The 12846-nt window shown below is 74.2% G+C and carries 14 protein-coding genes; 11 read left to right on the top strand and 3 right to left on the bottom strand.

The features are described 5' to 3' along the window. Positions 1-37 precede the first annotated feature (37 nt). Positions 38-253 carry a hypothetical protein gene (locus tag L6E12_RS11990; RefSeq protein WP_236227967.1) on the bottom strand — a complete coding sequence of 72 codons (216 nt, stop codon included), beginning with the start codon at positions 251-253 and terminating at the stop codon, positions 38-40. A 189-nt stretch (positions 254-442) separates the two neighbouring features. Here L6E12_RS11990 and L6E12_RS11995 point away from each other — a divergent pair, with 189 nt between their 5' ends. From L6E12_RS11995 to L6E12_RS12005, 3 genes are all read left to right on the top strand, one after another. Further along, positions 443-721, top strand: coding sequence for a hypothetical protein (locus tag L6E12_RS11995; protein WP_236227968.1), 279 nt, complete (start codon positions 443-445; stop codon positions 719-721). Positions 722-907: 186 nt separating this feature from the next. After that, complete coding sequence (locus L6E12_RS12000) at positions 908-1324, top strand: hypothetical protein (RefSeq protein ID WP_236227969.1); 417 nt, start codon at positions 908-910, stop codon at positions 1322-1324. Next, entirely contained in the window at positions 1321-2136 is an 816-nt protein-coding gene (locus L6E12_RS12005) for a pentapeptide repeat-containing protein (protein ID WP_236227970.1), read from the top strand. The genes L6E12_RS12000 and L6E12_RS12005 overlap by 4 nt, the downstream gene beginning before the upstream one ends. Before the next feature lie 118 nt (positions 2137-2254). Here L6E12_RS12005 and L6E12_RS12010 read toward each other — a convergent pair whose 3' ends face one another. Further along, positions 2255-3112 (bottom strand): SDR family oxidoreductase, encoded by an 858-nt coding sequence (locus L6E12_RS12010; protein ID WP_236227971.1) that lies wholly within the window; start codon positions 3110-3112, stop codon positions 2255-2257. A 90-nt stretch (positions 3113-3202) separates the two neighbouring features. Between L6E12_RS12010 and L6E12_RS12015 the strand changes: the two genes are divergently transcribed. Beyond that, positions 3203-3775: a TetR/AcrR family transcriptional regulator gene (locus L6E12_RS12015; protein WP_236227972.1), complete on the top strand. Its 573-nt coding sequence runs from the start codon at positions 3203-3205 to the stop codon at positions 3773-3775. A gap of 18 nt (positions 3776-3793) precedes the next feature. Here the strand turns inward: L6E12_RS12015 and L6E12_RS12020 are convergent, their stop codons facing one another. Further along, positions 3794-4819 carry a GTP-binding protein gene (locus tag L6E12_RS12020; RefSeq protein WP_236227973.1) on the bottom strand — a complete coding sequence of 342 codons (1026 nt, stop codon included), beginning with the start codon at positions 4817-4819 and terminating at the stop codon, positions 3794-3796. Between the two features lie 180 nt (positions 4820-4999). Here L6E12_RS12020 and L6E12_RS12025 point away from each other — a divergent pair, with 180 nt between their 5' ends. The 7 genes from L6E12_RS12025 (at position 5000) to L6E12_RS12050 (ending at position 12823) form a co-directional block, all read left to right on the top strand. Further along, positions 5000-5548, top strand: a complete 549-nt coding sequence (locus L6E12_RS12025) for a hypothetical protein (RefSeq protein WP_236227974.1) — start codon at positions 5000-5002, stop codon at positions 5546-5548. Between the two features lie 225 nt (positions 5549-5773). After that, entirely contained in the window at positions 5774-6352 is a 579-nt protein-coding gene (locus L6E12_RS12030) for a DUF4232 domain-containing protein (protein ID WP_236227975.1), read from the top strand. A 55-nt stretch (positions 6353-6407) separates the two neighbouring features. Further along, positions 6408-6539, top strand: a complete 132-nt coding sequence (locus L6E12_RS34735) for a hypothetical protein (protein WP_255683137.1) — start codon at positions 6408-6410, stop codon at positions 6537-6539. A gap of 104 nt (positions 6540-6643) precedes the next feature. Beyond that, on the top strand, positions 6644-7822 hold the full coding sequence (locus L6E12_RS12035; protein WP_236227976.1) for a hypothetical protein: 1179 nt from the start codon (positions 6644-6646) through the stop codon (positions 7820-7822). Then, positions 7816-9294: a vWA domain-containing protein gene (locus L6E12_RS12040; RefSeq protein WP_236227977.1), complete on the top strand. Its 1479-nt coding sequence runs from the start codon at positions 7816-7818 to the stop codon at positions 9292-9294. Before L6E12_RS12035 ends, L6E12_RS12040 begins: the two co-directional genes overlap by 7 nt. Then, entirely contained in the window at positions 9284-10030 is a 747-nt protein-coding gene (locus L6E12_RS12045) for a hypothetical protein (protein ID WP_236227978.1), read from the top strand. The genes L6E12_RS12040 and L6E12_RS12045 overlap by 11 nt, the downstream gene beginning before the upstream one ends. A 162-nt stretch (positions 10031-10192) precedes the next feature. Then, positions 10193-12823 (top strand): hypothetical protein, encoded by a 2631-nt coding sequence (locus L6E12_RS12050; protein WP_236227979.1) that lies wholly within the window; start codon positions 10193-10195, stop codon positions 12821-12823. Positions 12824-12846 lie beyond the last annotated feature (23 nt).

Genomic DNA, 12846 nt, shown 5'->3' on the forward strand with positions numbered 1-12846 from the left:
GCGGTGTCCCTTCGCGGCTGCGGACGAGCAGGCGCTGTCAGCGGTCGACGGCGTCCAGGAGGGTCGGGTCCGGGTTGGTGATGGCGGCGGTGGTGAAGCCCGCGGCCAGTTCGCCCTCCGCCCTCGGGTCGAGGTCGTGGTGCAGGGCGTGACGGGCCGCGCGGGCGGCGGCGAGCAGCTCGTCGTCGGTGGGCCGGGCACCGGGGCTGCGCCTGCGGCGGGTCGACCGGCCCTGACCTGCGGGCTCGCTCATGGGCGGGAACTCCACGATCCCCTCCGCCCCGCCCGTGGGCGAAGTTCGCTCCGGCCGACCTCCCCCGGCGGGACCGCGCGGCACCCGCCGCGGCCGAGCCCGCGGCCGGTCATTCCCGCCCGTCCTGTCGTTCGGTGTCGTTATCGTGGTCGCAGACGTTGACGGTCCAACTCGTTCGGGGATGTGCTCGTGGTCATCTTGCTCGCGCTGTTGCTGGTGCTCGGCGGGATCGCCGCACTGATCGTGGTGCTGGTGTCGCACTTCAAGAAGCAGACGACGGCGCGCATCCAGCACCAACTGCGCCAGCAGCAGTACCCCGGCGGCCCCCACCCGGGTCAGCAGTACCCGGGGCCGCAGTACCCCGCGCAGCCCCACCCGGGTCAGCCGCATCCCGGCCACCCCGCCCCGGGGCACGGCTGGCAGCCACCGAGTGGCCAGTTCCCGGGGCAGGAGCCGCCGCGCGGCTGACCCACCACCGGGTCACCCACGCCGGGCGCCCCTGCTTCGACCCGCTCCCGACCGAGCGCGGGGTGCGGTCACCCGACCGCACGCCGGGGTTTACCCTCGGCGCCGGACATCCGCCCCGGTGGCGCCCGTCGTCGACGGTGCCGCCCCGGCGGCCCACCGATGCGAGAGGCGTCCCCCGAGCACCGCATGGCCGGACCGATCCGCACCGCCGCCCCCCGGGCCCGGTGCTCCCACCCCGCCCCCGAGGCCGCCGCCCGCGTGGCCTGCGGCCCGCCCGTCGGCGGCGCCGAGCCGCTCGCGCAGGCCCGCACGGCACCGCGGCTCGACGATTCGGGCGCCGCCCACCGGCCCTCCGACGACGAGCTGGTGGGTGAGCTGCGCGAGCTCGGCGGCACCACGGCGGGGCCGCTGGACGGACCCGCCCCGCGCCGCGTGGTCCTGCCCGCCACCCGCGCGGACCACCTCGACGGCAGGCGGGAGCACACCACCGCGGCGGTCCGGGCGGTCGAGCTGCCCGGTGGCCACTTCCACCCGGTGGAGCGGCAGGAGGCGGTGCGGGGCGTGCTCCCGGGAACCCTTCGGCGGCTGGAGGTGGGCCGGTGACCGCGCCCGAGGACCCGAACCGGCTGCGCGCCGACTGCGGCTCGTGCTTCGCGCTGTGCTGCGTGGCGCTGCCGTTCCAGAAGTCCACGGACTTCGCCATCACCAAGCGCGCGGGCAAGCCGTGCGTGAACCTGCTCGCCGACTTCCGCTGCGGTGTGCACACCCGGCTGCCGCAGGAGGGTTTCCGCGGCTGCACGGTGTTCGACTGCTTCGGCGCGGGGCAGCAGGTCGCCCAGGTCACCTTCGGCGGTGTGGACTGGCGGGAGGCGCCGGGCACCGCCGAGGGCATGTTCGAGGTGTTCGGCGTGATGCGGCACCTGCACGAGCTGCTGTGGTACCTGACCGAGGCCGTTTCGCTGCCGTGCACCCGCCCGCTGCACGAGGACCTGCGGCGGGCGCTGGACAGGGTGCGGCGGCTCACCGGGGGCAGCGCCGAGGCGGTCGCCCGGGTGGACGTGGACGCGGTCCGCGGCGAGGTCGACGCGCTGCTGACGCGCACGAGCGAGCTGGTGCGCGGCGAGGTGAGGGGTCCGACCAAGAACCACCGCGGGGCGAACCTGATGGGCGCGAAGCTGCGCGGCGCCGACCTGCGCGGCGCGCACCTGCGCGGCGCGCTGCTCATCGCCGCCGACCTGCGCGGGGCAAACCTGCGCAACAGCGACCTGATCGGTGCCGACCTGCGTGACGCCGACCTGCGCGGAGCGGACCTGACCGGGTGCGTCTTCCTGACCCAGTCCCAGGTCAACGCCGCCCGCGGCGACGCGGCCACCCGGATCCCGCCCTCGGTGGACCGCCCGCCGCACTGGACCTGAGTCGCCCACCTCCCGCCCCGGCACGGCGGCGCGACTCGGACAGGCCGCGACGTGACCGGACCGCGCACCGCCGGTGCGCGCGGGCTGACCACAGTGGACCGGTCGATGCCGGGCGGGGTCAGCCGCCCACGGGGATGACGTCGTCGGCGTCGGTGGAGTGGGCCAGGTCCCGGCCCGCTTCGAGGGCCCGCAGGCGGTCGCGCAGCGCGTCGGTGGCCAGCGCGTGGGCGTCGGAGCCCAGCGTGAGGCGCAGCGGCACCTCGGGCCGGTCGGCCGCGGCGATGATGGCCGCGGCGATCTTGACGGGGTCGCCGGGCGCGGGCAGGGGCGGCAGTTCACCGGAGGCCACCCGGCGCAGCCGCCCCGACGGCCCGTCGGCGTACTCGGGCAGCGGTGCGCCGAAGACCGAGCCGCCTGCGGCGAAGTTCGTGCGCGCCATGCCCGGCTCGACGATCACCACGTCGATGCCGAACGGGGCGAGTTCGGCGGCGGCGGACTCCCAGAAGCCCTCGATGCCCCACTTGGTGGCGTGGTAGAGGCTCATGGCGGGGAAGGCGATCTGGCCGCCGACGCTGGCGACCTGGACGAAGCGCCCACCGCCCTGGCGGCGCAGGTGCGGGGTGGCGGCGCGGGCGAGCTGGATGGAGGCGGTGAGGTTGGTCGCGAGCTGGTGGTCGATCTGCTCGTCGGTGAGTTCCTCGGCCGCGCCGAACAGCCCGTAGCCCGCGTTGGACACGACGACGTCGATCCGGCCGAGGTCGGCGAAGGCGCGGTCGACGACCCCGCGCAGCGCGGTGGTGTCGGTGACGTCGAGGTCGGCCCGCCAGAGCCGCCTGCCGTGGCGGGCCGCGAGGTCGTCGAGGACCTGCGGGCGCCGGGCGGTGGCGGCGACGCGGTCACCTCGGTCCAGCAGTTGCTCGGTGAGGCTGCGGCCGAAGCCGGAGGACGTGCCGGTGATGAACCAGGTGCGGGTCATGCGCTCTCCTCGGTAGGTAACTAACCAGATACATTCCTACCTGACCTCTCCACGTGTGTAAATACCTGGATGGTTATGTACGGTGGGCACATGCCACCCGACGCCACCGAGACCAAGCGACGACTCCTGGGCGCGGCGGTCGAGGAGTTCGCCGCGCACGGCCTGGCGGGCGCCCGCGTCGACCGCATCGCCGAGGCCGCCGCCGCCAACAAGCGGTCGATCTACATGCACTTCGGCACCAAGGAGGAGCTGTTCGACCGGGTCGTGGCCGACAGCATGGCCGAACTGGCGCAGGCGGTCTCCATCGATGCGGGCCACCTGCCCGACTACGCGGGCGCCCTGTTCGACCGGCTGCGGCAGCGACCGCACATCAAGCGGCTCTACCTGTGGGCGGGACTGGAGCGGCAGCAGGCCATCGACGCCGAGGTGCGGGAGTACCGGCGCAACGTCGCCGCCGTGGAGGCCGCCCAGGAAGCGGGCCGGGTCCGCGCCGACATCCCGGCGGTGGAGCTGATGGCCATGGTGATCGCGCTGGTGATCAGCTGGGACACCGCTTCCTGGTCGTTGAAGGCGCTGACCGACCAGGACTCCCCCGCAGAGCACAGGGCCGCGGTGACCGCCGCCGTGGCCGGACTCGTCCGCCCGCCCGAGCCCCACCCCTGAGAGCCGGGGCCACCGCGGCTAGCAGCTCTCCGCTTCGTCGCACCACTCGGCGAACGGGTCGACGAACTCCAGTTCGTCCGCGAGGGCCAACTCCTCGTCGGTGGCGAGGGCGCCGCGCAGGGCACCCGCGACGCGCTCGGCGGCGGACACCGTGGTCGTGATGGCGAAGACCTCCTGCGCCCGGTCTCCCGGCGCGGGCCACGGCCCCAGGTCGTGCACGACCAGCCCACCGCCCGCCGATTCCACCCACAGCGCCGCCTCCGGCCTGCTCACCACCCACACCCGCCCCTTGACCCGCACGACGTCCTCCAGCAGGCAGTCGAACGCGAGGTGCAGCCGCATCGGGTGGAAGGGCCTGCTCTCGGCGACGCGCACGACGCACACCCCGTGGGCGGACCCCAGCGGCGGCTGACCGCACACCAGGGGGTCGAACCCGTCGTCGACCCGACCGCGCCGCGCGTCCGCGGGCACGGCGGCCAGCAGCTCGGCGACGTCCAGCCCGCTCCGGGCCCGCCGCGGCGCGAGCGGGTTGAGGCGGTCGAGCACCGCGTCCAGCACCGGGTCGGCGGTCCCGTCCACCACTACCGCGTCGGCGAACTCGGCCTGGCCGACCACGACCTGGGCCACCGTGCGCTCGTCGGTGTCCGCGGCGGCCAGGCCGCGTTCGGCCATCGTTTCGTCGCCGGTGGCATCCGCCAGCCAGGTCCGCGCGTCGACCACGGCGACCACGCCCGCCACCGCGATGCCCGCCTCGTCCAGGGTGAGGCAGACGTGTTCGAGGTCCAGGGCCGGGTCCAGGGCGACCACGGCCCGACCGCCGATCCGCTCCAGCAGCGGGACCAGGTCCAGCCGCAGGGTGCACGACACGCAGCCGTGGGCCAGCTCGACGGTCTCCACCTCCGCGTCGACCCAGCGGCGGACCGCGCCGTCGGCCAGGCCGCGCAGGTCGTGGCGCACCAGGACCGACCCGGGCCACGCCTGCCACACCTCCTCGGCCACACCGCACTCGTCCACACCGGCCACCAGCAGCACCTCGGTTCGCATGCCGACAGCTTAACGGAAACGATTTTCATTTCAATTCAGCCCCCGAGGTGGTCGTGCGAACCACTCCCCCGACCCGAGCCATCCCCTAGGCTTCCCGGTCGTGGACCCAGCGCCGAGGAGCGGAACCGGCAGCCACCGCCGCGACGAGCACCTCCGCCCCGGCCGACCGATCGGGGAACGGTGACGAGGTCGACGCGCTCCGGTGGCGCAGCACTGATCGCCGTGGTGGTGGGCCTGGTGCTGCCGGGTGCCCAGGGCTGCGGCCCCGTGTTCGGCCGCTCCGACCCCGAGTCCTGCAGCACCGAGCGGGAGGCGGCCCTCACCGCCCGGCTGTCCGCGGACCCCCTCCTGGACCTGGCTCCACGAGCCGCCGAACTGGGTGCCGAGTTCGCGGTCCCGTCCTGCGCGGACGAGGACGACCGGGGCCAGATCGGCAGGCCGATCCTGCACGAGGGCACCGAACCCGAGGTCCGCGACCACTACCGGGCGGAACTGGCCGCCAGGGGCTGGCACCTGGCGGCGGAGGAGCCGACGACCCGCCGGGGCGGCGGCCTGGACGTCTCCGGGGCGGGCATGTGCTTCGAGCACCCGGCCGTCCCCGACGCCAAGCTCAAGGTCTACTTCGACCCCTCGTCGGACGACTTCGGCACGTGGCCCCAGTTGTCCGCCCCCACCCACTACTTCCTCACCTTCGAAACCGGAACGACGGGCAACGCCTGCGACAACTGACCGCCGAACCGCCGTCCACACCACCGACCCGGGACGGACGGGCACGAAGCCGCCGGTGCGCGCCCAGCACCGGTCGCCGCCGCGCGGCACCACTACGATCGCGCACATGACCCGCTTCGAGGACGACCCGGCGCCGGTCCCGAGCCCGCGGCGCGTGGCGGGCTCGGGGTTCCCGGGTCCGGCTGGGCGGGAAACGCCGTGCGCCCACGGCACCGCCGCCGACTGATGGCTGCCGCACCCCGCGAACACCCGGTCCCGGTGGCGACGAGCCGCCGCCTCGGTCCACTGCTCAGCGCCGCCGCGCTGCTCGCCGCCTGCGGCGGCCCCGCGCCGACCCCTCCCCCACCACCGCCGACCAGCACGGCAGCCGCGTGCCCGGAGTCGGGGATCGCGATCACGGCGGGCGAGGTGGACAGCGCCTCGGGCCTGCGCGCACTCGGCATCCTCCTGACCAACTGCGGTACCCGCGACTACACCGCGAACGGCTACCCGGTGGTCCGGGTGCTGGACGAGAACCGGGAACCGCTCGACATCACCGTCGGCAACGGATCAGCCCCGGTCAGCGCGCCGGACGCCTACGACGTCCCACCCCGACCGGTGACCTTGCGCCCCGGCCAGCGGGTGACGGCGCGAGTCCTGTGGCGCAACACGGTCACCGACTCCACGGTGACCGCCACCGAGGGCCACTACCTGGAGGTCACCCCGGCGCCCGGGGAGCCCGCCCAGCTCGTCGCCCCGAACGGCGGGATCGACCTCGGGAACACCGGGCGGCTGGCCGTGAACGCCTGGGCCGCCCGCCCCTGACCACGACCGCTCCCGTGGTGCCGCCGCCGTTCATCAGCGAGCCGTCGTCCGGGCGGTGGTACCGGGAGCGGCGCAGGGAGGCGACGGCGTCCTGTCCCGCGACGTGGTGTGCCAGGCGTTCGAGGACTTCGTCCTGAGCGAGAACGCGCCCGCGCCCGGCCACTGGTCCTTCGGCCCCCTCACCTGACCCCCGCCCCGCGGGGATCGGTGCGAGCCCTTCCGCAACCCGAGGTCGCGTCGATAAGGTCGCGTCCGGGGGACGGCACGGCTGCCGAGGGGGAAGGGGAGGTCGTGGCCGAGGAACCGACACTGCTGGTGGTGCGCCCGCGCTCGGTGCTGCGCCGCAAGCGGTTCACCTGGGTGCTCGTGCCCGCGGTGCTGGTCGCCGTAACCGGGGCGATCACGCTGTCGGCGAGCGGGGGCATCACCGCGCCGATCCCCGACGTTGTCGTGGTCGAGGCGAAGATGGCCTCCAAGGAGGACTTCTTCAACGACGCCGTGGTGCGCGAGGTGTTGATGGAGAACGGCATCCAGGTGCACCTGACCGCGACGGGTTCGCGCGAGGTCGCCACCGGTGACCTCGGCGGCTACGACTTCGTCTTCCCGTCCGGCCAGCCCGCGGCGCTGCTGATCAAGCAGCAGCGCAAGGCCGAGCGCAGGTTCGTCAAGCCGCACAAGCCGTTCTTCTCCCCCGTGGTGCTGGGCACCTACCGCGCCTACGCCGACGCGCTGGTCCAGGCCGGGGTGGCGACGCCCCAGCCGGGCGTCGAGCCGCCGATGTACTACAACCTGAACCTCTCCGGGTTCCTCGACCTGACCAGGGCGGGCAAGACCTGGCAGGGCCTGGGCGGGGACGCGCCCCTGGGCAACGGCAACCGGGTGCTCGCCCAGACGTCGGACGTCTGCTACTCCAACTCCGCGGGCACGTACATGGGGATGGCCGCCTTCGCCGCGAACGACCGCAGGCCGCCCGCCGACGAGACGGAGGCGGTCGCGCTGGCCGAGGAGATCAGGCCGCTGCTGACCGCGCAGGGGTTCCCCGGTGACGACATGGCCCAGGCGTACCTGGCGCCGGAGGGCCGGGGGCTGGCCCCGGTGTCGGTGTTCTACGAGCACCAGTTCCTCGCCCACCAGGTGCGCACCAAGGACGTGCACGGCGGGCCGGACTCCGACCGGGTGCTGCTCTACCCGGAGGACCAGGTGCAGGCGGTGCCGGAGCTGATCGCGCTGACGCCGAACGGGGAGCGGGTCGGCGAGCTGGTCACCGACGACCCGCGGCTGCGCCGTCGAGCGCTGGAGCTGGGGTTCCGGGTGTTCGAGACCGACGACGTCAGCACCAGCGGCGAGTTCGGCGCGTTCCTGCGGGAGAAGGGGCTGCCGATGCCGGTCTCCGGGATCGGCGACACCGAGACGTTCCTGCCGCCGCTGGACCTGATGGAGAAAATGATCAAGACGGTGGGGCGGTGCTGACCCGGTGGGCGCTGTGCGCGCTGCTCGTGGCCTCGACCCTGGCCGGGTGCACGGCGGGCGCCGACGACCCGGTGCGGCTGACCGTGCTCGCCGACCGCGAGCTGGGCGACCTGGCTCCGCTGCTGGCCGACCTGCGCCGCGACACCGGGATCGACCTCGCACTCGACCTGCGCGACAGCCGGGACGTCGAGGTCGAATCGGCCGCGGGGGCACCTGGGCACGACTTGGCCTGGGTGGGGTCGGAGGCGCTGTTCCGGCTGCGGGCGGGCCGCGGCGGGCCGGGTCCGCTGTCCACCAGCACGATGGTCTCCCCCGTGGTCGTCGGGCTGCGCCCGGCGGCGGCGCGGCGGCTGCGGGCGGTGTCCGCGCGCCCGGGCTGGGCCGACGTCGCCGACCGGGTCGCGGCGGGAGAGCTGCGGCTGGCGGTGCCGGACCCGCACCGGTCCGACGTCGGGTTGACCGCCCTGCTCGGCCTGGCGACGGCCGCGGCGGGCACCGGGCAGGCGCTGCGCGCCGAGGACGTGACCTGCGACCGCCTGGCCGGTCTGCGGTCCGGGCAGGAGCCGACCGGCCCCGACCCGGCCGCGGAGTTCGCCGCGAGCGCGGACCGGCTCGACGGGGTGGTCGACCACGAGTCGGCGCTGCTCATGCTCAACGCGTCGGGTTCGCTGGGTGAACCGCTGGAGCTGGTCTACCCGCGCGACGGCGTGGTGCTGTCGGACTTCCCGCTGCTGCTGCTCGACCCGGGCGAGCGCGCCGCCTACGACCGGGTGGTGGCGTGGCTGCTCGACCCTGCGCACCAGCGGCGGATCATGTCCACCACCGCGCGCAGACCCGTGGACCCGGCGGTGCCGCGCGAGCGGCGGTTGAGCGCCGACGTCGGCACGGGCATGTTCCTGCCGGGGAGCGCGGACGTGCTGGACCGGCTGCTGGCGGTCTGGGACCAGCCCACCACCGCGCACGTGGTGTTCGTGCTGGACTTCTCGCTGTCGATGGCGGGCGAGCGCGCGGCCGGTCTGCGGTCGGTGTTCAGCGCGCTGAGCGGCACCGGCACCGGCGGCTTCGCCCGGTTCCACCCCGGCGAGACGCTGACCGTGGTGCGGTTCGCCGGTCAGCCGCTCGACGAGCGGTCCGTGACCGTGCGCGGGCAGCCGGACCTCGACCGGCTCGCCGCTGCCGTCGCGCCGGACGACTTCGGGCGGAACACGGCGATCTGGTCGGCGGTGCGGCAGGCCTACGACCGGAACCCGACCTCGGTGGTGCTGGTGACCGACGGGGAGAACAACGCGGGCATCAGCGCCGACGACCTGCTGGCCGGGCTGCCCCGACCGGCGCCGCCGCTGTTCGCGGTGCGGATCGGCGCGGCGGACCCGGTGGAGCTGCGCCGGGTCGCCGAGGCCACCGGCGGCGCGCTGGTGGACGCCACCGGCGGGTCGCTGCTCAACGCGGTGAGGGGGATCCGTGGCTGTTGACTGGTCGCTGTGGTGGTCCATCTGGCTGTTCCGGGTGCTGGTGTGGGGGGTGACCGCGCTGGCCCTGGTGGTGGCGCTGGTGACCGCCTGGGTGATGTGGCGGGCCCGCCACCGCTACGCCGAGTCGTCCAACAGCCCGGGCATCATGCTCTACCTGCGCGACGAGTCGGTGTTGGAGATCGCGCGCGCCAACGGGTTCAGCGAGGCGGTGGACAAGGAGGTGCAGGACATCGTCGGCAGCGCCTCCGAGGGCAGGATGTCGTTGGACGCGGTCAGGTTCGGCGCCGCGGGCGGCCACACCCGCAGCCGGGAGCGCACCGAGGTCTACATCAAGTCCGCCGACCCGGTCGAGTTGATCGGCGTCGTGCTGCGCAGCCTCACCACCGGCAACGGCATGGTCCGGGTGGACCTCACCACGGGCACGATCACCCGCAGCGACGCGCTGGCGCAGGCGCTGGGCCCGGACCACCCGCACCGGGTGCGCCTGCAGGACGTCGACACCTACGTCCTGCTCAAGGGCCGCTTCCGCCTGGTGGGCACCGAGGACGGCCGCACCACCCTCGTCGCCCCGTACGGGTCGGCGGGCGCCCACGTGCGCCTGGACTGCCGCACCGAGAGCCTGCGCCGCGAGGACATCCCACCCGACGCGTTCAAGGCCCAGGCGCTGGGCCGGGTGCAGTCGTGGAACGCCGAGCGCGGCGAACTCCTGGTGCGCCCGATCGCCCTGTTCCAGTGAGCGGCAGGCCCGGCGGCTCGTGGAGTACAGCGGGACCACTCCCCCGCACGGGTGAACTGACAGCGGTCTCGGCACCCGGTTTCCTTTGGCCGTAACGGTACCGCCGAGCTGTCGATCACCATTTCATTCGACGGGCGTCGCGCCCGCGGCGGAGGGGACCAGATGGCGGAGGACGGGCAACCGGTGCGCCGAGAGGTGGTCACCGCGGCCTTGGCCGTGCTCATCGCGGAGTTGCGCACGCGGGCCGATCGGAGCACCCCCGGCCCGCCCCCGCTGCTGGGCTTCACCCTGACCGGGAACGCCGAGGACCTGCGCGCCGCCATCGCGCACGGCCTGGGGGCGGACGGGGCGCGGCAGGTCCCGCACGCGCTGATCGACGTCGGGGGAACGGCCCCGGCGACCACGGACGACCTGCGGGCCCTGCTCAAGGCCATCACCGACGCGTTCGCCACCGGGGCATTCGGCAGGGGCCAGCAACCGCGGTTCCCCCGTTTCTGGCTGCTGGACTTCGTCTTCGACCAGAGCCTCGGCCCCGACAGCCGCAAACACCGGGTCGAGATGGCCAAACGGGTGCGCGACGACTCCCGGCTGCTGGCCAAGCGACCGGAGATCGCAGGCGAGTTCACGGCCACGGCGACGTGGTCCGACCTCCCGCTGGGCCTGTCGGCGGCGCTGCCGCTCGCGGTGTTCCGGCTGATCACGGCGTGGCGGCTGCCCGGAACCGGCCGGGTGCTGCGCTGGGTCATGCGGCGCGCCTACGTGGCACGCCGCGAGGCGTCGATCTGGGCGCTCGCGGTCGGCCTGAGCAGGTCGGGCACGCGCCGGGAGTCCCCGGAGGCGCGGCGGCTGCTGGTCCACGCGGTCCTGCGCGACCTGGCCGACGAGTTCCACCGGGTGCCGTGGCGGGTCCGGCCGTGGCGGGCCACCACCCTGCCCGTCCTCGTGCTCTTCGGGCCGACGGCGACCAACGCGGGCGGGGTGCTGCTGGAGTTGGTGGACCGCGTGCGCGAGGAGCAGCGCGACCCCCTCGTCATCGCCACGGTGGGGGTCGCCGACCACGGCGCGGACCTGTTCGGCCGGGATGCCGTGACCGCGGACGAGGTCACCGTCGCCCTGGACCGCTGGCGGGCCGATCCGCGCGGCAAGGGTTTTGTCGTCGACGTCGGCGCGGTCGGCGCCCCGGTGCGAGCCGCGGTCACCACGCTGGTCCCGCGCCGGGAACCGCCGCGGCCACCGTGGTTCACCCACTGGCTGGTGCTCCTGCTGGTCCCGCTGGTGCTCGTGGCGGGCCTGGCGGTGGTGGGCCTGCGCGCGCTGGTCCTGGAGTGCGCGCCGCTGCACCTGGGTGCAGGCCGGGTCGACGTGTCGCGGGAGTCCGGTGAGTGCGTCGGCTACAGCGACCACGCCGACCGGGTGTTCGGCTCCGACGAGCGGCTGCGGCAGGTGCAGTTGGGGATCTTCGCCGAGAACCGGCGCGTCGAGGCGGCCAAGGCGGCGACCCCGAGCCACCCGGTGATGACGCTGGTCTACTTCGGCACGCTCACCAAACCCGACTCGGGGGCGGGCGACCAGACCTTCGCCGCGGAGCGGGAGGAGTTGCAGGGCTTCGCCGTGGCCCAGCACCGGGCCAACGCGACGGCGGCCACCAGCGCGGACGCGCCGTACCTGTCGATCGTCGTGGCCAACGGCGGGCAGAACATGGGGGCGGCCCGCGCGGTCGCGGAGAAGCTGCGGGAGTTGCGCGCCGAGGACTCGTCGGTGCTGGGCGTCGTCGGGCTGGTGGAGAGCAGGGAGACGACCAAGCAGGCGATCGCCGACCTGGGCGTGACCGACCTGCCGATCATCGCACCGACCCTGTCCGCCGACGGCATCGGCGGGCTGTCCGGGCACTTCCTGCAGATCGCGGCGCCGAACGCCGACCAGTCCCGACTCGTCGTCGACTACGTGGCCAACGTCCTGCGCAGGCAGCGGATCTTCAACTACTTCACCTTCGGCCCGATCCGCGACGGCCAGCGCCGCGAGGACGTCGAGCGCGGCGACCTCTACGTCAACACCCTGCGCGAGGACCTGGGCCGGGATTCCGCGGCTGCGGACCTCGGGTACGAGGAGCAGTCGTGGACCGGGCAGTCCCTGCGCCCCGTCTGCTCCGACCGGTTCCCCGACGGCGTGGTGTTCTTCGGCGGCCGGTACTCGGAGTTCGCCCAGTTCATCGACACCCTGTACCGCGACTGCTCCGGCAAGCTGCCGGTCGTCATCGGCGACGACTCCGTCAACCGCTACCTGGCCAACGCCGAGGCCCGCGACAGCGCCCCGCCGACCCTGCCGCTGACGTACGTGTCCAAGGGCTCCCTGGCGTTCTGCGGCAACCTCGTCACGTCCGGGGATTCCGAGCGCCGGTACTTCCTGGAGGACGTCCGCACCACCCTGGGCGCCTGCCTGCCGGACACGCTGCTCCCGGTCGGCGAGCGCGTCGGCCTGGCCTACGACGCCGTCCTGCTGCTGGTCCGCACGACCCAGGACCTCATCGCGGGCAAGAGCGACAAGTCCCTCCCGGACCCGCTCTACCTGTACACCGCCATCACCGACCACACCCGCGACGAGCCGTACCAGGGCGTCACCGGTCCCCTGAGCTTCACACCGGGCGGGGTGGCGCAGGACAAGCACCTGGCCCTGCTCTGCGTCCCCGACCTGCCGAACGCGTTCACCCCGGACCACCCGGTGCCCGACCGGGTCCACGAGATCGGCAGGCGGGCGGCGAGCGACGCACCCGCCGTCTCCCGCCCGTGCGGCTGACCACCGGCCGGTGACGACGCCAC

The sequence above is a fragment of the Actinokineospora sp. PR83 genome, from assembly GCF_021056305.1.
Lineage (GTDB): Bacteria > Actinomycetota > Actinomycetes > Mycobacteriales > Pseudonocardiaceae > Actinokineospora > Actinokineospora spheciospongiae.

What these genes read in the sequence shown, in the direction of transcription:
- L6E12_RS11990 (WP_236227967.1), bottom strand. Translation starts at nt 253, where the DNA reads ATGAGCGAGCCCGCAGGTCAGGGCCGGTCGACCCGCCGCAGGCGCAGC.
- L6E12_RS12000 (WP_236227969.1), top strand. Translation starts at nt 908, where the DNA reads ATGGCCGGACCGATCCGCACCGCCGCCCCCCGGGCCCGGTGCTCCCAC.
- L6E12_RS12010 (WP_236227971.1), bottom strand. Translation starts at nt 3,112, where the DNA reads ATGACCCGCACCTGGTTCATCACCGGCACGTCCTCCGGCTTCGGCCGC.
- L6E12_RS12015 (WP_236227972.1), top strand. Translation starts at nt 3,203, where the DNA reads ATGCCACCCGACGCCACCGAGACCAAGCGACGACTCCTGGGCGCGGCG.
- L6E12_RS12020 (WP_236227973.1), bottom strand. Translation starts at nt 4,819, where the DNA reads ATGCGAACCGAGGTGCTGCTGGTGGCCGGTGTGGACGAGTGCGGTGTG.
- L6E12_RS12030 (WP_236227975.1), top strand. Translation starts at nt 5,774, where the DNA reads ATGGCTGCCGCACCCCGCGAACACCCGGTCCCGGTGGCGACGAGCCGC.
- L6E12_RS12050 (WP_236227979.1), top strand. Translation starts at nt 10,193, where the DNA reads ATGGCGGAGGACGGGCAACCGGTGCGCCGAGAGGTGGTCACCGCGGCC.